Source organism: Enterobacter sp. PGRG2, assembly GCF_030291195.1.
In the GTDB taxonomy this organism is placed as follows: domain Bacteria; phylum Pseudomonadota; class Gammaproteobacteria; order Enterobacterales; family Enterobacteriaceae; genus Enterobacter_D.
In genome coordinates this window covers 1,177,165-1,196,955 of the sequence record NZ_CP127837.1, presented here as the reverse complement: position 1 = coordinate 1,196,955, position 19,791 = coordinate 1,177,165, and the positions used below count along the sequence as shown (strand labels likewise).

At 58.9% G+C, this 19,791-nt stretch carries 17 protein-coding genes; 13 read left to right on the top strand and 4 right to left on the bottom strand.

What is annotated here, in order from left to right; all coding sequences use genetic code 11:
• Positions 1-2: 2 nt before the first annotated feature.
• Both QRD42_RS05135 and QRD42_RS05130 read right to left on the bottom strand, forming a co-directional pair.
• Entirely contained in the window at positions 3-1,031 is a 1,029-nt protein-coding gene (locus QRD42_RS05135) for a LacI family DNA-binding transcriptional regulator (protein WP_321988323.1), read from the bottom strand.
• Complete coding sequence (locus QRD42_RS05130; protein WP_321988735.1) at positions 1,004-2,725, bottom strand: solute:sodium symporter family transporter; 1,722 nt, start codon at positions 2,723-2,725, stop codon at positions 1,004-1,006. The genes QRD42_RS05135 and QRD42_RS05130 overlap by 28 nt, the downstream gene beginning before the upstream one ends.
• Before the next feature lie 219 nt (positions 2,726-2,944).
• Between QRD42_RS05130 and araD the strand changes: the two genes are divergently transcribed.
• The 7 genes from araD to QRD42_RS05095 are packed head-to-tail and all read left to right on the top strand — an operon-like array spanning position 2,945 to position 9,789.
• Entirely contained in the window at positions 2,945-4,699 is a 1,755-nt protein-coding gene (gene araD / locus QRD42_RS05125; RefSeq protein ID WP_321988322.1) for an L-arabinonate dehydratase, read from the top strand.
• 9 nt (positions 4,700-4,708) lie between these two features.
• Positions 4,709-5,500, top strand: a complete 792-nt coding sequence (locus tag QRD42_RS05120) for an HpcH/HpaI aldolase family protein (protein WP_321988321.1) — start codon at positions 4,709-4,711, stop codon at positions 5,498-5,500.
• The gene (locus QRD42_RS05115; RefSeq protein ID WP_321988320.1) at positions 5,500-6,399 is read left to right on the top strand and encodes an aldose 1-epimerase; all 900 of its coding nucleotides are present in this window, start codon (positions 5,500-5,502) and stop codon (positions 6,397-6,399) included. The genes QRD42_RS05120 and QRD42_RS05115 overlap by 1 nt, the downstream gene beginning before the upstream one ends.
• Positions 6,374-7,246: an SMP-30/gluconolactonase/LRE family protein gene (locus QRD42_RS05110; protein WP_321988319.1), complete on the top strand. Its 873-nt coding sequence runs from the start codon at positions 6,374-6,376 to the stop codon at positions 7,244-7,246. Before QRD42_RS05115 ends, QRD42_RS05110 begins: the two co-directional genes overlap by 26 nt.
• Before the next feature lie 5 nt (positions 7,247-7,251).
• A complete protein-coding gene (locus tag QRD42_RS05105; RefSeq protein ID WP_321988318.1) occupies positions 7,252-8,121 on the top strand; it encodes an NAD(P)-dependent oxidoreductase in 870 nt (289 codons plus the stop codon).
• 15 nt (positions 8,122-8,136) lie between these two features.
• Positions 8,137-8,904: an SDR family NAD(P)-dependent oxidoreductase gene (locus QRD42_RS05100; RefSeq protein ID WP_072571398.1), complete on the top strand. Its 768-nt coding sequence runs from the start codon at positions 8,137-8,139 to the stop codon at positions 8,902-8,904.
• Between the two features lie 9 nt (positions 8,905-8,913).
• On the top strand, positions 8,914-9,789 hold the full coding sequence (locus QRD42_RS05095) for a sulfite exporter TauE/SafE family protein (RefSeq protein ID WP_072571399.1): 876 nt from the start codon (positions 8,914-8,916) through the stop codon (positions 9,787-9,789).
• Between the two features lie 187 nt (positions 9,790-9,976).
• On the opposite strand, the gene QRD42_RS05090 is transcribed toward QRD42_RS05095, so the two are convergent.
• Both QRD42_RS05090 and QRD42_RS05085 read right to left on the bottom strand, forming a co-directional pair.
• Complete coding sequence (locus QRD42_RS05090; protein WP_318364330.1) at positions 9,977-10,768, bottom strand: DeoR/GlpR family DNA-binding transcription regulator; 792 nt, start codon at positions 10,766-10,768, stop codon at positions 9,977-9,979.
• Positions 10,769-10,804: 36 nt separating this feature from the next.
• The gene (locus QRD42_RS05085; protein WP_321988317.1) at positions 10,805-11,701 is read right to left on the bottom strand and encodes a sugar kinase; all 897 of its coding nucleotides are present in this window, start codon (positions 11,699-11,701) and stop codon (positions 10,805-10,807) included.
• A gap of 167 nt (positions 11,702-11,868) precedes the next feature.
• Between QRD42_RS05085 and yihU the strand changes: the two genes are divergently transcribed.
• From yihU to QRD42_RS05055, 6 genes are all read left to right on the top strand, one after another.
• Positions 11,869-12,765, top strand: coding sequence for a sulfolactaldehyde 3-reductase (gene yihU / locus QRD42_RS05080; protein ID WP_072571402.1), 897 nt, complete (start codon positions 11,869-11,871; stop codon positions 12,763-12,765).
• Positions 12,766-12,785: 20 nt separating this feature from the next.
• Positions 12,786-13,661, top strand: coding sequence for a sulfofructosephosphate aldolase (gene yihT / locus QRD42_RS05075; protein WP_321988316.1), 876 nt, complete (start codon positions 12,786-12,788; stop codon positions 13,659-13,661).
• A 10-nt stretch (positions 13,662-13,671) separates the two neighbouring features.
• Positions 13,672-14,913, top strand: coding sequence for a sulfoquinovose isomerase (yihS, locus tag QRD42_RS05070; protein ID WP_321988315.1), 1,242 nt, complete (start codon positions 13,672-13,674; stop codon positions 14,911-14,913).
• 24 nt (positions 14,914-14,937) lie between these two features.
• On the top strand, positions 14,938-16,974 hold the full coding sequence (locus QRD42_RS05065) for an alpha-glucosidase (protein ID WP_321988314.1): 2,037 nt from the start codon (positions 14,938-14,940) through the stop codon (positions 16,972-16,974).
• 23 nt (positions 16,975-16,997) lie between these two features.
• Positions 16,998-18,377 (top strand): MFS transporter, encoded by a 1,380-nt coding sequence (locus tag QRD42_RS05060; protein WP_072571406.1) that lies wholly within the window; start codon positions 16,998-17,000, stop codon positions 18,375-18,377.
• A 44-nt stretch (positions 18,378-18,421) separates the two neighbouring features.
• The coding region (locus QRD42_RS05055; RefSeq protein WP_321988313.1) for an MFS transporter at positions 18,422-19,791 on the top strand (1,370 nt) is incomplete at its 3' end.

Genomic DNA, 19,791 nt, shown 5'->3' with positions numbered 1-19,791 from the left:
CTTTAAAAAGGCAATCGCGTACTGCCGCGCGGCACGATCTCAAATCCCGCGTCGACGATATCGCCCTGCCAGCTGCGGTCGGCGCTCATACGCAGCATCATTTCCGCGGTGCGGGCGGCAATAATGCTGGCGTTGAGGTTCACGCTGGAAAGGGTCACCGGCGACAGCCAGGCGCTGGAGGGGAAATCCCCGTAGCCAAGAATACTCAGCTTTTCGGGTACGGCGATGCCGCGGCTTTGCGCTTCCATCAGCAGCGCGGTGGCAATGGCATCGCTGGTACAAAAAATGCCGTCCAGCCCGCGCGCTTTCACCAGCGTCGGGATAAGGATTTCCCGGCTGGCCTGCCAGATATTTTCCGCACGGGGAATATCCACCAGCAGGACGCTTTTCCCCTGCTCTTCCAGCGCGCGGCTGAAACCGGCGTAGCGAATTCGCGCCCGAATATCATCCTCAAAGCGGGTGGTGAAATACGCCAGCTCCTGACAGCCGGAATCCAGCAGAAAACGTGCCGCCGCATAGCCAATTTCGGTGTGATTATTGCCGACCTGCGCCGGGAACGCGCCGCCGTCCACCTGCCACATCTGCACCACCGGCACGCCGCTGTTGCGCAGCATCTTCAGCGTTGACGGCTTATGGTCTGCCCCGGCGATGGCAATCACCGCCGGTGACCATTGCAGAATCGAGCGGATCTGTTCTTCTTCTTTATCAAGGCTGTGATCGTGGGAGGCGATGGACAGCTGAAACCCCTGCGCGCTCACCGTCGATTCAATGCGCTGCACCACGTGGCTGAAAAAACTGTTCGCCAGCGACGGCAGCACAATCGCCATATTGCTGCTCTGTCCGCCGGTAAACTGGCTGGCGATTTTGTTGTGCACGTAGCCCAGGCTGTCGATAGCCGACTGAATTTTTTTGCCGGTTTTTTCCGACACGCGATCGGGCTGGCGGATATAAAGCGAAACCGTGGAGGGCGAGACGCCAGCCTTCCCGGCGACATCATCAAGTTTTACGATTTGGCGTGATCTCTGGCGCATTCCACTCCCGTCTTCTTATTTCGCGTTAACAGCCGCATCAGCAGCAACGCCCCGGCCCAGACAGCCGTAAGCCACCAGACGAAACTGTCAGGTATCCCCGTTTCCGCGGCAAGACCGAGCGGGGATAAGGTCATAAATATGCTGATTAAAACGGCCATCATGATAACACTTGCCGGGATGGCATAACGCCATTTTTCCATTGGTATTCTGGCGGGCGCCGCCTCCGGCTCCTCCCAGCGCGCAGGCCACAGATATCCCATCAGCAACAGGATCGCCAGTTCAATAACGAACAGCAGTCCCATCACGTGGATATAGTGCAGCGGAATAAATTTTTGCACCCCGCTGAAGGTATAGATCGCATAAACAACAATATGAAAAATCAGCACTGTTTTTGCCGCTCGCGCCGGTACGTTGCGCGTTAAAAATCCCGCCAGCACCAGAGTGATGATCGGGATGTTATAAAAGCCGGTAAAGCGGCGTATCAAATCAAAGATGCCGTTCGGCGTATGCAGCAGCAACGGGGCCAGCACAATAGACACCAGCGAAAACGCCAGCGAGGCGATTTTCCCCACCCGCACCAGTTTTGCCTCGTCCTGACAGCCGGTGAGGGGGCCATAGAGATCGATAACAAACAGCGTGGCGCTGGCGTTAATAATCGAATTGAAATGGCTGATCACCGTGCCGAAAATGGCGGCGGTGAACATCCCCGTCAGCCACCATGGCAGCAGCGCTTTGACCAGCGCCGGATACGCATAATCCGCATTGCTGAACACCGGGCCAAACAGATTGAAGGCGATCAGCCCCGGCAGCACCATCACCAGCGGCACCAGCAGTTTGATACTGCCCGCCAGCAGCACCCCCTTCTGACTTTCGGCCAGTGACGAAGCGCCCAGCGTGCGCTGAATGATCATCTGATTAGTACACCAGTAGAACATATTGGCGCACAGCATCCCGGTAAATACCGTACTGAACGGCACGGACGCGGTTTCACTGCCGATGGCGTTCAGCTGCGCCGGATGGTTCAGCAGGCGCGTTGCCCCGCTGATAAAAGCGCCGTCGCCCAGCGCGAACAGCCCCAGTACGGGGATCAGCAGCGCGGCGATCAGCAAAATCACACCGCTGATAGTGTCGGAGATGGCCACCGCTTTCAGGCCGCCCAGGGTGGCGTACAGCCCGCCAATTGCCCCCATCGCCAGTGCCAGCAGGCCAATGGCGCTCCAGGCGGGCAGATGAAAAAATGACTGAAAATCAAAGACTTCGTTCATGGTGAGCGCCCCCAGATAGAGGCTGCACGGGTTCGCCATCACCGCATAGCCCACCAGCAGCATAATGCTCACCATCCGCCGGGTCGTCTGATCAAAGCGCGTTTCCAGAAATTGCGGCAGCGTGGTCAGCCCACGACGCAAAAAGCGCGGCAGAAAAAAAAGCGCCATGATGATGGTCGCCACCGCAGCGGTGCTTTCCCAGGCCATGCCGCTGATATCAAAGCGATACGCATTGCCGTTCAGCCCCACCAGCTGCTCCGCCGACAAATTAGACAGCAGCAGCGATCCGGCAATGAAATACCCCGACAACCCCCGCCCGGCGAGAAAAAAGCCGTCCACACCCGCTTCTGAAATGCCTTTGGTTTTGCGATATGAATATAGCGCTACGAAAATTAAGAAAAGTAAAAACGACGCGACAGAAAATAGCATCTGCATACCACCACCCTCCCTGATCATGCGGTGCTATTACTATTCCATAGCCTTTCCCCGACAGATAACGACAACGGGCGGAAAATTTGAGCTGGCCTGTCAAAAACCATACTCACGGCAAGGTAATTGCGGGGGCTATCACAAAACAGGGCTAAGCCATCTTGAATATCGTAGCGCTACGATATTACCGTATTAATAAACCAATACCGGAGTACTTACATGATGTTCAACACAGATCGCTTACCACGCCGTGAGATCGGTGAACTCCGCAGCCAGCGCTGGTACGCCCCCGATACCATCCGGGCGTTTGCCCACCGTCAGCGCACACAGCAAATGGGATTTGGCCGGGACGAATTTCTCGGCAAACCGGTCATCGGCATTATCAATACCTGGAGCGACATGAGCGCCTGCCATGCGCATTTACGCGAGCGGGCTGAAGCCGTGAAGCGCGGCGTCTGGGCGGCGGGCGGTTTTCCGGTGGAGCTGCCTGCGCTGTCGATGGGCGAAGTGATGGTGAAACCCACCACCATGCTGTACCGCAATTTCCTGGCGATGGAAACGGAAGAGCTGCTGCGCCAGCATCCGATCGACGGCGTGGTGCTGCTCGGCGGCTGCGATAAATCCACCCCCGCGCTGCTGATGGGCGCGCTGTCGATGGATTTGCCGCTGATCTTCTGCCCCGCCGGGCCGATGACCACCGGCAAATGGCGCGGCCAGACCACAGGCGCGGGAACGCACACCAAAAAATACTGGGATCAGCTGCGCCTCGGCGCCATTACGCAGCATGACTGGGTGGAGCTGGAAGGGGCGATGACGCGTTCTATCGGCACCTGCAACACCATGGGCACCGCATCGACCATGACTTCCATTGCCGATGCCATGGGTTTTACGCTGCCGGGTGCCAGCTCCATTCCGGCGGCGGACAGCCGCCATCCGCAAATGGCGGCGCAGTGCGGCCAGACCATTGTCGATATGGTGTGGTACGACCATAAACCGTCCCGCTGGCTGACGAAAAAGAACTTCCTGAACGGTATCGTCGCTTATATGGCGCTGGGCGGCTCCACCAACGCGGCGATCCACCTCATCGCCATGGCGAACCGCGCCGCCATTCCGCTGACGCTCGCCGATATGGAAGCCATTGCCCGCCAGGTGCCGGTGCTCGCTAACCTGTTCCCGTCGGGAAAATACCTGATGGACGATTTTTTCTTCGCGGGCGGCCTGCTGGCGCAGCTGAAAAAACTCACCGGTTTTTTGCTTCTGGATGCGCGGGGCGTCACCAACCGGCCGGTCAGCGCGTGGATCGAACAGGCGCACTGCTATGACGACAACGTGATCCGCGATCTGCATAACCCGGTGATCCCGCTGTCGCAGGGCTGCGCGCTGACTGTGCTACGCGGCAATTTATGCCCGGATGGCGCGGTGATGAAATCCTCCGCCGCCAGCCCGCAGCTGCGCAAACACACCGGTCCTGCGCTGGTGTTCGACAGCCATCAGGCGCTGTCGGATCAGATTGACGACCCCGATCTGGCGGTCACTAAAGATACGGTGATTATCCTGCGCAATGCCGGGCCCGTGGGCGCGCCGGGCATGCCCGAATGGGGCAACCTGCCGATCCCCAAAAAACTGCTGCGCGAGGGCGTGACCGATATGGTGCGTATTTCCGATGCGCGGATGTCCGGCACCCATTACGGCACCTGCATTCTGCACGTTGCGCCGGAAGCCGCGGTCGGCGGGCCGCTGGCGCTGGTGCAAACCGGAGATCAGGTGGCGCTGGATATAGAAGCTGGCACGCTCAATATGCTGGTGGACGACGTCGAAATTGCCCGCCGCCGCGCGGCACTTACCCCGCAGCACACTGTTTTTGCGCGCTCCTGGGCGGCGCTGTACCAACAGCACGTTACCCAGGCGAATGAAGGCTGCGATTTTGATTTTCTGCAATCCGGCGGCGATGTCCCTGAACCGCCCATTTTTTAAGGAACCCTGATGAACCCTTTTAAACACGCCCTGCTCTCCGGCCAGCGTCTGCGCGGCACCTGGATGATGACCGGCAGCGATACCGTCGCCGAAGCAATGGCGACGGTCGGATTCGATTTTCTGGTGCTGGATCAGGAACATGTCGCCGTCGATACGCTGGACGCCATACGCATTGATCGGGCGATCCGCAGCATCAGCGCCACCACCACGCCGCTTTACCGCCTCGCGGGAAACGAGGTGGTGCTTATTAAACGCGCGCTCGACGGCGGCGCGATGTCGCTGATGATCCCTTTTATCAACACCGTGGAAGAGGCACAGCAGGCGGTGGCCGCCGCTTATTATCCGCCGTATGGCAAACGCGGTTTTGCCGCCATGCATCGCGCTTCCGGCTGGGGCGGCAACGCGAATTTTGTGCAGGAGGCGCGGGACGAACTGTGCCTGATCCTGCAACTGGAGACGCCGGAAGCCATCGCCAGTATCGATGCCATCGCTCAGGTGGACGGCATTACTGGCTTCTTTATCGGGCCGGGCGATTTGTCAGCGGCGATGGGGCAGCCGGGCAACCCGTCGCACCCGGAGGTGCAGCTGATGATCAAGCGCGGGCTGGAGGCCTGTCAGCGCCTCGGCAAACCCTGCGGTATCGTCGGCGGTAATCCGCAACTGGTGAATAAGTACCAGCAGATGGGCTTTAACTTTGTGGCGCTGGCCTCGGACATGAGCTTTATGCTGGCGCGCGCGAAAGAGCAGCTGGCGGCCATTCGCGGAGAACAGCTCACCATTCCCGGCGGCGAGGTGTACTGATGACCCGGCTTATTGAATGTAAGTACGGCGATACACATATCGCCGTGGCCCCGGAGCTGGGCGGTGCGCTGGCCTGGCTGCGCTGGCGCGGGCAGAACATTCTGCGCCCTCTTGATCCTCAGGGCGTACAGCGCGCCAATATGTGCGGCAGTTATCCGCTGATCCCGTGGTCGAACCGCATTGCCGACGGGCGCTTCGCCTTTGACGGCCAGCCTTTTCAGGTGACGCGCAACGTGCCGGATAATCCGCACGCGCTGCACGGCATCGGCTGGCAGCAAGTCTGGGAGGTGATCTACGCGAGTGAAACGCAGATTGATCTCGCGCTCACCTGTCCAGCCTCTGACCGCTGGCCATGGGCATGGCGGGCCAGCCAGCGTTTTGCACTGACCGAAAATGACCTCAGCGTGTCGCTGACGTATCACAACCTCGCGGATCAGGCTGTGCCCGCCGGGCTGGGCTTTCACCCGTTTTTTGCCGATGCCGCCAGCAGCGAAGTCATGTTTCACGCCGCCCACGTCTGGCTGAACGATGAAAACAGCCTGCCGGATGAGGAAGTCGCCGTGCCGCCCGCGTGGGACTACACGCGCTTTAAAACGCCGCTCGCCGGCTCGGTAGACAACTGTTTTACCGACTGGAACGGCGAAGCGATCGTGCGCTGGCCGCAGCGCGGCATCCGCGCCACCCTGCACAGTAGCACCCCGAATCTGGTGTTTTTTGTTCCCGGCGACGGGCGCAACCTGGTGGCCATCGAACCCGTCAGCCATATCAACGATGCCATTAACCGCTTCCCGGCGGGCAGTAACGACCAGGCAATGGATCGCATCGCGCCCGGCGGCGAGCTGTCGCTCAGCATGACAATAAGGATGTCAGACGATGGAACAACCCCGCGTACTCTTTGACTATCACGGCGAGCTGCCGGAATGCCCGACCTGGGATGCCGACCGCCAGACGCTCTACTGGACCGATATTTTGCGCCAGGAAATTCATCACTATCAGCCGCACAGCGGCGAGCACGGCGTGATGCACTTTGCCGAAGAAGTTGGCTGCTTTGCCCTGCGTAAGCGCGGCGGCCTGATTGTTGCCATGCGCTCTGCCATCTGGCTGACCGATGGCGAAGGCAGGTTGACGCAGAAAGTATGCGATAACCCCAATAACCCGCAGCTGGCGCGTTTTAACGATGGCGGCACCGACGGCCAGGGACGCTTTTATGCCGGAACCTACTGGGGGCCGCGGGATTATAACGGCGCGCTGCTGTGCCGGGTGGATGCCGACCTGAAAACGACGGTGTTGCAGTGCGACATTCTCGGCGCGAACGGGCTGGCGTTCTCCCCGGATGGCCGGTGGATGTACACCAGCGACACGCCGAATCACGTGATTTATCGCACGCCGCTGGATGCGCACGGCCAGCCCGGTCAGCGGCAGATCTGGAAAACCTTCCCGCGCGGCAATGGCAGACCGGACGGCGCCGCTATCGACGCTGAAGGCTGCTACTGGAGCGCGCTGTTTGACGGCTGGCGTATTGCGCGCTTTTCACCGCAGGGCGAGGTGCTGGCGGAGATCCGGCTGCCGGTACGCTGCCCGACCATGGTCTGCTTTGGCGGCAGCGACATGAAAACCTTATTTATTACCACCACCCGGGAAAATATGTCCGCAGAAGAAATTGCCGCCCATCCGTTGTCGGGCGCGATATTTTCCCTGCGCGTTGCAGTCCCCGGGATTCAGAAATTAAAATTTAACGAGAACTGAAAAAAATGAAAACCATTGGTTTTATCGGGCTTGGCCTGATGGGCGAAGCTATGTCCAAAAATATCGTCGCTAAATTTAACGGTACGGTTCTGGTATTTGATATTAATCAGGATGCCATTAATCGCCTGGTATTACAGGGCGCACAGGCGGCTATTTCCGCGGCGGATATTGCCCGGCGTGCCGACGTTATTATCAGCATGGTGCCCCGCTCGGAACATGTGCGCGATATTTATCAGCAGATGCTGCCGTATTTACACGCCGGGCAAATCACTATTGATATGTCGACTATCGATCCGTCCGTGTCGGTGGCCATTTCCCGCCAGGTGAATCATACCGGCGCAATCATGCTCGACGCCCCGGTGGTGAAATCAGTGCCCGCCGCGCAGAAGGGCGAGCTGGGTATTTATATCGGCGGCGATAAAACAGCATGGGAAAAGGTGTCGCCGATCCTCGCCATGATGGGTAATAACCAGATCCATATGGGCGAGAATGGCCGCGGCCTGGTGATGAAAATCGTGCACAACCTGCTGGTGGCGGGCATTCAGAACAGCGTCAACGAGATGCTGACCGTGGCGGATCATTATGGCATCGATAAAGCGGATTTCCATAAAGCCATCTCGTTTGGCGGCGCCACCAACTGGTATCTCGACAGCAAAATTAACAGCCTGATCGCCGAAGATTTCCGCACCGCCTTCTCTCTGCAAAATATGGCCAAAGACGTCAACATCATGAAATCGCTGCTGACAGAAGCCGGGTTATTTCTGCCGGGCGTGAATGTGGTGAAAAACGTGTATGACCAGGGAATGGAAAACGGTCTGGGCGGCGAAGATTTTTCCGCCACCTGGAAAGTCGTTAAGCACAGCGCCAGAAAATAATTGAGGAATAAGATTATGCACAGCGAAATCAACGTCATTTATAAAAGTCTGCACAATAAAGTCGTAGCCATTACCGGCGGCGCCAGCGGCATTGGCGAAGAATATGTCCGCGCCTTTGTGAATCAGGGCGCGCGGGTGGCCTTTCTGGATTATGACGCCCGGGCCGGTGAGAAACTGGCTGCGGAAATGGGATGTCTGTTTTTATTTTGCGACGTCACGGATATTAATCAGCTTAAAGCCTGTTTTACGCAGATTATCGAACAGCTGGGCGATATTGATATTCTGATTAATAACGCAGGCAGCGACGATCACCATACTATTGATGATCTGACGGAAGACTATTTTAATAACCGTATTAACGTCAATATGCGTCACCACCTGTTCGCCATTCAGGCGGTTATTCCCGGCATGGCGCGCAAAGGCAGCGGCAGCATTATCAATATGGGCTCGATTAACTGGATGCGCGGGCGTCCGGGACGGGTGTGCTATTCCCTGTCGAAAGCGGCGATTCACGGCTTTACCCGCACGCTGGCGCAGGAGCTGGGGCCGCGTGGGATCCGGGTGAACAGCCTGGTGCCGGGGGCGATCCGCACTGCCAAACAGGACGCGATGTGGGCGAAACTCGATCCGGCGGCGGTAAATCAGTTTATCGAACTCCAGGCGCTGAAATTCCGTCTCGACGGCACGCACTGCGCGCGGCTGGCGCTGTTTCTGGCGTCCGATGAATCCTGCGGCTGCACCGGGCAGGACTTTATCGTCGATGCGGGCTTGTCGCTGAATTAAGGAGCGGATATGGACTTCTTTAGCTTGTTCACACCTGATGGCGTGATGCTGGAAACCGGCGCGGTGCTGATTGTGGTGGCGGTGATGTTTCTTTACACCTTCGTCGGGATTTGCGCGGGGTTTGGCGGCGGGCTGACCGCCATGCCGCTGATCACCATGGTGCTGCCGTTAAAAATGGCGGCGCCGATGTCGGTGATGGTCGGCACGGCGACGGCGCTGTACGCCACCTGGCTGTCGCGCAAGGAAACCGACTGGAAATCGGCGCTGGTGTTGATTGTGTTCTCTCTGGCGGGGATCCCGGTGGGGCTGTATGCGCTGTCGTTTCTGCCCGATCACATTATGAAGATTGGACTCGGCGCTTTTATCATTCTCTATTCGTTCTACAGCCTGTTTATTCCGCGTCTGCCGGTGTACGACAAACGCTGGATTGCCGCCCCTATGGGCGCCATCGCCGGCGCGCTGGGGGCGGCCTTTTCCACCAACGGGCCGCCGGTAGTGATGTACGGGATGCTGCGTAATCTGGCCCCCGCCGCCTTTCGCGGTACGCTGAACGCCTTTTTTACGGCGAACAATATCGCGATTATTGGCGGGCTGGCCACCAGCGGTATTCTGACCATTTCCACCGTCAAGCTGGTGATTTTCTGTATCCCGACCATGATCCTCGGCTCGCTGGTCGGCCAGTACGTTCATAAGCGGATTTCGGTGAAAGTGTTTCGCCTGATGGTGTTTTTGCTGCTGATTGCCTCAGGGGCGATGCTGATAAAAGGGGCAACCGGGATCTCTGCCGCAAGCGCCCTGCTTCCGGCGTTTGGGCTGCTGGCGGTTCTGCAACTGGCATTTGGGCGGAAAGTCGCGGCGATACGCGCGGCGGAGGAGGCGCGGTAGTATTTTTGCGTTATATGCCGGGTGGCGGCTTCGCCTTACCCGGCCAACAAAATCGGTGATACCGTAGGCCCGGCAAGCGTGCGCCGCCGGGCGATACGTGGCGGCTTCGCCTTACCCGGCCAACAAACCTACGAATCGGTGATACCGTAGGCCCGGCAAGCGTGCGCCGCCGGGCGATGCCCGCTCGTTACATCTCATCGTCCGGAGAGGCGAGGATCAGCTCGATTTGCTTGTTTTTCATCAGGCTGTACAGCGCCTGCGGCGGGGCTTTGTCGGTAAAGAGTGCCGTGGCCTGGGTGACGTTGCCAATTTCCACGGCGGCGGAGGCGGTGAATTTGGTGCGATCCACCGCCACCAGGATTTGCCGGGAGTGGGCCATCATGGTGCGGGCGACGCTGGCTTCATTGACGTCAAACTCCAGCAGCGTGCCGTCGTTTTCAATCGCGCCGAGGCTTGTGATCAGGTAGTCGGCGCGAAATCCTTCCACAAAGGACACCGCATGCGGGCCGATAATACCGCTGTTATGCGGCCGGAGCGTGCCGCCGGGCACCATCACTTCAAAGCGGGTATTTTTGTAGAGAATATGCGCCACCCGCAGGCTGTTGGTGATGATGCGCAGGTGGTTGTGATTGAGCAGCGCCCGCGCGATATGTTCCACCGTGGTGCCAATGGTAATGAAAATGGTCGACCCGTCGGGGATATAGTCGGCAATGGCTTCGGCGATGGCTTTTTTCTCGGCGGTGTGCGACATCTCCCGCTCTTCAAAAGCCGTATTAACCACGCTCGACGCGCGGCCTGCGCCGCCGTGATGCCGGGTGATCAGCCCCTGCTCGCTGAGCTTGCGAATATCGCGCCGCACCGTCTGCGTGGAGACATCCAGCAGTTGCGCCAGTTCATCAATGTTCATGTAACCGCGTTCAGCGATCAACGCCAGCAGTTGATCGTGGCGCGGGTTGCCGGTCAGCTCGGTGGCACTCATGCGTTTCCCTCGTAACCTCATCGTTAATGGGTCATTTTATACATAAAGTGACAAAAAAGACCGGACTTGATCACAATCAGGGATGCCGTCCCGTCCGCCGGGGCGGGTGCATTTGAGCGCCGCCACGCCGCTGGCGAAGCGGACGGCATCATTGATGGGCTGCTGTTGCGCCAGGCTGAACGCCAGCGCGCCGTGAAAGACATCGCCCGCGCCGGTGGTATCCACCACATCCACGCAAAAACCCGGTTGATGATGATGTTCAGCGCCGGTCATAAAATGACAGCCCTGCGCCCCGCTGGTGACATAAACCTGCCCGTCAGTGACGGTGCGGGCGTATTCCAGCCCGGCCAGCGGATCATCAAGACCGGAGAACCGCCGCAGGCCCGGCGCGGAAAAGGCCGCGTGATCGCTGAGCGCCACCAGGTCGTCAATCTTCTGCGGCGTCACGTCGCCATCCAGCAGGGTCGTTACCCCGGCCTGTTTTGCCAGCGTGAAAGCGCGTTTCGCCCCGTCATGCCAGCGTACATCCGCCAGCACCAGGTCCCATTGTGAAAAATCCAGCGCATCCAGCCAGTCGGCGTCAGGCGGCAGATCCGGGCCGGGATAGTTAATGATGATCCGCTCGCCCTGCGCATCCACCAGCACGGCAGATTGCGAGGAGCTGGCATTTTTGACGCGCCGACAAAAGCGGGTGTTTACCCCCAGGGACTCCAGTTCCGCGAGAAGCTTGTCGCCAGTATCGTCATCGCCGGTGCGGCCGATAAAGTCCACCTGCGCCCCCAGTTTTGCCGCCGCCACTGCCGCCGTAGCCGCCGGGCCGCCGCCCACTTCCCGATAGTGATGCGCCACATATTTGCCCCCCTCCGTGGGTAACGCTTCCACATTGTAGATCCGGTCCATCACGGTTATTCCGACGCAGACGATACGCACCATGGTCATTCCTTAAACGAGTAACGATGCCGTCATTTTAATTTGCCGGATTGTTAAAAAAGTGACGGCTGTCAATTTTTTGACCATAAATTACAAATACGATCAAAAACAGACACAAAAGAGCACGACGAGAGACATAATCTGACAACCAGTAACGACGGGAGAGTGAAATGGCCAGCATTGCGTTTATTGGATTAGGGCAGATGGGCGCGCCGATGGCGACGAACCTGCTGAAGAAAGGACATCACGTCTGGGCGTTTGACGTGAACCCGGCGTCGATGGAGGGCGTGATCCGCGAAGGCGCGGTAGGGTGCAGCTCTCCGGCCCAGGCGGCGGAGTTTGCCGAGTTCGTCATCACCATGCTGCCAAACGGCGATCTGGTACGTCAGGTGCTGTTCGGCGATGGCGGCGTCTGCGAAACCCTCTCCACGCGCGCGCTGGTGATTGACATGTCCACCATTCACCCGTTGCAGACCGATGCCCTGATCCGCGAGATGCAGGCAAAAGGATTTCAGATGATGGATGCACCGGTGGGACGCACCTCCGATCACGCAGTAGCCGGTACGCTGCTGTTACTTGCAGGCGGCACGGCTGAGCAGGTGGAGCGCGCCAGCCCGGTGCTGCTGGCGATGGGCAGTGAGCTTATCAACGCGGGCGGCCCCGGCATGGGCATTCGCGTGAAGCTTATCAACAACTACATGAGCATCGCCCTTAACGCCCTCTCCGCTGAAGCCGCGGTGTTGTGCGAGGCGCTGGGCCTGTCGTTTGACGTGGCGCTGCAGGTGATGAGCGGCACCCCGGCAGGCAAAGGGCATTTCACCACCTCGTGGCCGAACAAGGTGCTGAAAGGGGATCTTTCCCCGGCCTTTATGATCGACCTCGCCCATAAGGATCTGGGGATCGCCCTGGACGTGGCGAATCAACTGCATGTGCCGATGCCGCTCGGCGCGGCGTCGCGGGAAGTTTATAACCTGGCGCGCGCCGCCGGACGCGGGCGTCAGGACTGGACGGCCATCCTGGAGCAGGCCCGCATCAGCGCCGGCCTCGCCCCTCTCGTATCCCAGTAATGCTGTAAAAGGACCGATGTATGACGACTTACACGCTTAAAGATATTACCCGCCCTTCCGGCGGCTTTGCGATGCTGGCGGTTGACCAGCGTGAAGCGATGCGCCTGATGTTCGCGGCAGCCGGTGCGTCACAGCCGGTGGCTGACCATGTGCTAACGGATTTTAAAGTTAACGCCGCCCGAACCCTGTCCCCCTTCGCCTCGGCGATCCTCGTCGATCAGCAATTCTGTTACCGCCAGGTGGTGGAGCAGAARGCGATCGCCCCATCCTGCGGGATGATCGTCGCCGCCGATGCGTTTATTCCCGGCAACGGAATTCCGGTGGACAGTGTGATCATCGATAAAGCGGTCGATCCGCAGGCGGTGAAACGCGACGGCGCTAAGGCGCTGAAACTGCTGGTGCTGTGGCGCAGTGATGAAGACGCCGATCAGCGTCTGGCGATGGTGCGGGAATTTAATCAGCTGTGCCATGCCAACGGCCTGGTCAGCATCATTGAGCCGGTGGTTCGCCCGCCGCGCCGTGGCGATAAATTCGATCGCGAGCAGGCGATTATTGATGCAGCGAAAGAGCTGGGCGACAGCGGCGCCGATCTCTACAAGGTGGAAATGCCGCTGTGCGGTAAAGGCGATACGCAGACGCTGCTTGCCGCGTCGCAGCGGCTGAACGATCACATCGCCATGCCGTGGGTGATCCTCTCCTCCGGCGTCGATGAAAAACTCTTCCCCCGCGCCGTGCGCGTGGCGATGAGCGCGGGCGCGTCCGGTTTTCTGGCGGGTCGCGCGGTGTGGTCGTCGGTGGTGGGCCTGCCGGACACCGAACTGATGCTGCGGGATGTCGCCGCGCCTAAGCTGCAACGCTTAGGGGACATTGTTGACGAAATGATGGCGACGCGCTGAGGAGGAACAGATGAAATGGTTTAACACGCTGAGCCACAACCGCTGGCTGGAACAGGAAACCGACCGCATTTTCGACTTCGGCAAAAAGGCCGTGGTGCCGACTGGTTTCGGCTGGCTGGGCAATACCGGTCAGGTCAAAACGGATGTGGGTACCCACCTGTGGATCACCGCCCGCATGCTGCATGTGTATGCCGTGGCCGCCGGAATGGGCCGCCCCGGTGCATATGAGCTGGTGGATCACGGCATTAACGCGCTGAACGGCGCGCTGCGCGATAAGCAGTACGGCGGCTGGTATGCCTGCGTCAATGATGAAGGGGTGATCGATGCTTCCAAGCAGGGTTATCAGCATTTCTTTGTGCTGCTGGGCGCGGCGAGCGCGGTAACCACCGGGCATCCTGGCGCGCGTCCGTTACTGGATGACGCCATTGCGGTGATCGAGCGTTATTTCTGGAGCGAAGCGGAGCAAATGTGCCTTGAGTCCTGGGACGAGGCCTTCAGCAAAACCGAAGATTACCGCGGCGGCAACGCCAATATGCACGCGGTGGAAGCTTTTCTGATTGTTTATGACGTCACCCACGATCGCAAATGGCTCGACCGTGCGCTGCGCATCGCCTCGGTGATTATTCATGATGTCGCCAGAAAGAGTGAGTACCGCGTCAACGAGCATTTCGACACCCAGTGGAACCCGATCCGCGATTACAACAAAGACAATCCCGCCCACCGTTTCCGCGCCTACGGCGGCACGCCCGGCCACTGGATCGAATGGGGCCGTCTGATGCTGCATCTGCGCGCCGCGCTGGAAGCCCGCTTTGAAACGCCGCCCGACTGGTTACTGGAAGACGCGAAAGGCCTGTTCCACGCCACCATTCGCGACGCCTGGGCACCCGATGGCGCGGACGGTTTTGTCTATTCCGTCGACTGGGACGGCACGCCGATCGTGCGCGAGCGCGTGCGCTGGCCGATCGTCGAAGCCATGGGCACCGCCTACGCCCTGTGGAGCGTCACGGGCGACGCGCAGTACGAAGCCTGGTATCAGAAATGGTGGGATTACTGCATGAAATATCTCATCGACTACGAAAACGGCTCGTGGTGGCAGGAGCTGGATACGGATAACAAAGTCACCACCAAAGTGTGGGACGGCAAGCAGGACATTTATCACCTGCTGCATTGTCTGGTGATCCCCCGCCTGCCGCTGGCGCCGGGTCTGGCCCCCGCCGTCGCCGCCGGGCTTCTGGATTGCAACGCTAAATAAACAATAAAACTTACAGAGGTCATTATGCGTACCCTACACCCTGACTTATCCGCTCTGGCGCTGACCACCAGCGCTGGCGGCTTTACCTTAACCTACCAGCAGCGCCTGATCCTGCGTCATACGCCGGACGCCGCCTGTTTATGGACCGGCGCAGGCATGGCGGATATTGAGATGTTCCGCGGCAACTTCAGCATTCAGGATCGGCTGAATGAAAAAATCGCCCTGACGGACGCCACCGTACAGGCCCATGACGCCGGCTGGACGGTGCGCTTCGGCCGCGGCGATGCGGTGAGCGCGACGCTGAAAATTGGCGTCGATGACGCAGGCCGTCTGCTGCTGACGCTGCAAAACGATGACGCGGCCCATAACCGTATCTGGCTGCGGCTGGCGGCCAATCCTGAGGATCATATTTACGGCTGCGGCGAGCAGTTTTCCTATTTCGATCTGCGCGGCAAACCCTTCCCGCTATGGACCAGCGAGCAGGGCGTGGGCCGCAATAAGCAGACGCTGGTCACCTGGCAGGCAGACTGCAAAGAGAATGCGGGCGGCGATTATTATTGGACCTTCTTTCCGCAGCCGACCTTTGTCAGTACGCAAAAGTATTACTGCCACGTGGACAACAGCTGCTATATGAATTTCGATTTCAGCGCGCCGGACTATCACGAACTGGCGATCTGGGAAAATCAGGCCACGCTGCGTTTCGAGTGCGCGCCCACCTACATTCAGCTACTGGAAAAACTCACCGCGCTGCTGGGCCGTCAGCCGGAGTTGCCGGACTGGGTGTATGACGGCGTGACGCTTGGCATTCAGGGCGGCACTGAAGTGTGCCAGCAAAAGCTCGATACCATGCGCAACGGCGGCGTCAAGGTGAACGGCATCTGGGCGCAGGACTGGTCCGGCATCCGCATGACCTCCTTTGGCAAGCGCGTGATGTGGAACTGGAAATGGGACAGCGATAACTATCCGCAGCTGGATTCCCGCCTTGCGCAGTGGAAGAAAGAAGGCGTGCAGTTCCTCTCCTATATCAATCCCTATGTCGCCAGCGACCGCGAGCTATGCGCGGAGGCGGCGCGCCTCGGCTATCTGGCGAAAGATAAAGACGGCAATGATTATCTGGTGGAGTTCGGCGAGTTTTACGGCGGCGTGGTGGATCTGACGAATCCGGCCGCGTACGACTGGTTCAAAAATATCATCAAGCAGAACATGATCGCACTGGGCTGCGGCGGCTGGATGGCCGATTTCGGCGAATACCTGCCCACCGACACCGTGCTGCATAACGGCGTCAGCGCGGAAATCATGCATAACGCCTGGCCTGCGTTATGGGCGAAGTGTAACTACGAGGCGTTGCAGGAGACCGGCAAGCTCGGCGAGATCCTGTTCTTTATGCGCGCGGGCGGCACCGGCAGCCAGAAATATTCCGTGATGATGTGGGCCGGGGATCAGAACGTCGACTGGAGTCTGGACGACGGACTGGCGTCGGTAGTGCCTGCAGCACTGTCGCTGGCAATGACCGGCCACGGGCTGCATCACAGCGATATCGGCGGTTACACCACCCTGTTCGACATGAAACGCACTAAAGAGCTGTTGCTGCGCTGGTGCGATTTCAGCGCCTTCACGCCGATGATGCGCACCCACGAGGGCAATCGTCCCGGCGATAACTGGCAGTTTGACGGCGACGCGGAAACCATCGCCCACTTCGCCCGCATGACCACCGTCTTCACCACCCTGAAGCCTTACATCAAAGCCGCCGTGGCGCAGAACGCGAAAAGCGGCCTGCCGGTGATGCGTCCGCTGTTCCTGCACTACGAAGACGACGCCCGTTGCTACGAGCTGAAGTATCAGTATCTGTTTGGCCGCGATCTGCTGGTCGCCCCGGTACATGAACAGGGGCGCGAGGACTGGACGCTGTATCTGCCGCCGGATGCGTGGGTCAACCTGTGGACCGGGGAAAGCTGTGCCGGGGGCGATATTACCGTGGACGCGCCATTGGGCAAGCCGCCGGTGTTTTATCGCGCCGACAGTGAGTGGGCGGCGCTGTTCAGCTCCTTACGCACAATCTGAATGGCATCCAGCGAGGAACGATCATGAGTCAGTCCAGCGATCCGGCAACCCTGAAGTTGCCGTTCAAAGAGAAGCTCGCCTATGGCATGGGCGATCTCGGCTCCAATATCCTGCTGGATATTGGCACGCTCTATTTACTGAAGTTCTATACGGATGTGCTCGGTCTGCCGGGGACTTACGGCGGCATTATCTTTTTGATCGCCAAGTTCTTTACCGCCTTCACCGATATGGGCACCGGCATCATGCTGGATTCACGGCGTAACATCGGGCCGAAGGGCAAGTTCCGCCCGTTCGTACTCTATGCCGCGTTTCCGGTGACGCTGCTGGCGATCGCCAACTTTGTCGGCACGCCTTTTGAGATCACCGGCAAGACGGTGATGGCGACGGTGCTGTTTATGCTGTACGGCCTGTTCTTCAGCATGATGAACTGCTCTTACGGCGCGATGGTACCGGCGATCACCAAAAACCCGGATGAGCGCGCGTCGCTGGCGGCCTGGCGTCAGGGTGGCGCGACGCTCGGCCTGCTGCTCTGTACCGTAGGCTTTGTGCCGGTAATGAACCTGGTGGAGGATAATCAGCAGCTGGGGTATATCTTCGCGGCAACGCTGTTTTCGGTGTTCGGCCTGCTGTTTATGTGGCTGTGCTATCGCGGCGTGACCGAGCGTTATGTGGACGCGCAACCGGCGAACGCCGCGCAAAAACCGGGGCTGTTGCAGTCGTTCCGCGCCATCGCCGGTAACCGTCCGCTGTTTATTCTCTGTATCGCCAATCTGTGCACCCTCGGCGCCTTTAACGTCAAACTCGCCATTCAGGTCTATTACACCCAGTACGTGTTAAACGATCCGATTTTGCTGTCGTATATGGGCTTTTTCAGCATGGGCTGCATCTTCTTCGGCGTGTTTTTGATGCCCGGCGCGGTCAGGCGTTTCGGCAAGAAAAAGGTCTATATCGGCGGGCTGCTGATTTGGGTGGCGGGCGATGTGCTGAACTACTTCTTCGGCGGCGGTTCGGTGAGCTTTGTGGCGTTTTCCTGCCTGGCGTTTTTCGGCTCGGCCTTTGTGAACAGCCTGAACTGGGCGCTGGTGTCCGACACCGTGGAATACGGCGAATGGCGCACCGGCGTGCGATCGGAAGGGACGGTGTACACCGGTTTTACCTTCTTCCGCAAAGTGTCCCAGGCGCTGGCGGGCTTTTTCCCCGGCCTGATGCTGACGCAAATCGGCTACATCCCTAACGTCGTGCAGTCGGCAGAGACGCAGGAAGGCCTGCGCCAGCTGATCTTTATCTGGCCCTGCGCGCTGGCGGTGGTGACGATTATCGCCATGGGTCTGTTCTATAACCTCAACGAGAAAATGTACGTGCGTATCGTTGCCGAAATAGAAACCCGTAAGCGGATGGCGTAATGCAACAGACAATGACGCCCTGCGGGGCGTCATGAGGAACGATTATGACAACCCATGATCCGTTAACCCTGAAACTGAGTCTGCGTGAAAAAGTCGCCTACGGAATGGGCGACTTCGGCTCAAATTTGATGTTGTGTATCGGCACCCTCTATTTACTCAAGTTTTATACCGATGAGTTAGGGATGCCGGCGTTTTACGGCGGGATCATCTTCCTGGTGGCGAAGTTCTTTACCGCCTTCACCGATATGCTGACCGGCGTGCTGCTGGATCAGCGGCGCAACATTGGCGAAAAAGGGAAATTCAGGCCATTTATTCTGTACGCCGCGTTCCCGGTGGCGCTGGTGGCCAGCGCGCAGTTTATGGCGAACGACTTTACCCTGACGGTGAAAACTGCCATCGCCACCGGGCTGTTTATGCTGTTCGGGCTGTGCTACAGCCTGATGAACTGCTCTTACGGCGCGATGGTACCGGCGATCACCAAAAATCCGCAGGAGCGCGCGCACCTGGCGGCGTGGCGTCAGGGCGGCGCGACGGTCGGGCTATTGCTGTGTACCGTAGGCTTTATGCCGATCCAGGCGCTGTTTACCGGCAGGCCAGCGCTTGGCTATCAGGTGGCGGCGCTGGTGTTTGTCACCGGCGGTCTGTTCTGTATGTGGTGGTGCTACAGCGGCGTGAAAGAGCGCTATGTGGAGGTCACGCCCGATCACCATAAACCGGGCATTCTCAATTCATTCTGCGCAATTTTCCGTAATCCGCCGCTGCTGGTGCTGTGCATCGCCAACCTGTGCACGCTGGCAGCCTTCAATATCAAACTCGCCATTCAGGTGTATTACACCCAGTACGTGCTGAACGATATTCATCTGCTGTCCTGGATGGGATTTTTCAGTATGGGCTGCATTCTGGTGGGCGTGTTTCTGGTGCCCGGCGCGGTTAAGCGCTTCGGCAAAAAGCAGGTCTATCTTGGCGGCCTGATGCTGTGGGCGGTGGGCGATGTGCTGAATTTCGTCTGGGGAACCAGTTCAATGCTGTTTGTGCTCTTCTCCTGCATGGCCTTTTTCGGTACGGCCTTTGTCAACAGCCTGAACTGGGCGCTGGTGCCGGATACGGTGGATTACGGCGAGTGGAAAACCGGCATCCGCGCCGAAGGGTCGGTGTACACCGGTTATACCTTTTCGCGCAAAATCTCCGCCGCGCTGGCAGGTTTTCTGCCGGGCATCATGCTGACGCAGATCGGCTATATTCCCAACGCCATCCAGAGCGCCGGTACGCTGCTCGGCCTGCGACAGTTGATCTTCCTCTGGCCCTGCGCGCTGGCCATCATCGCGGCACTGACGATGGGATTGTTTTATAAGCTTAATGAACAGCGCTTTGCGATGATTATTGCGGAGATCGGGGAGCGGAAAAAGCAGGGCAC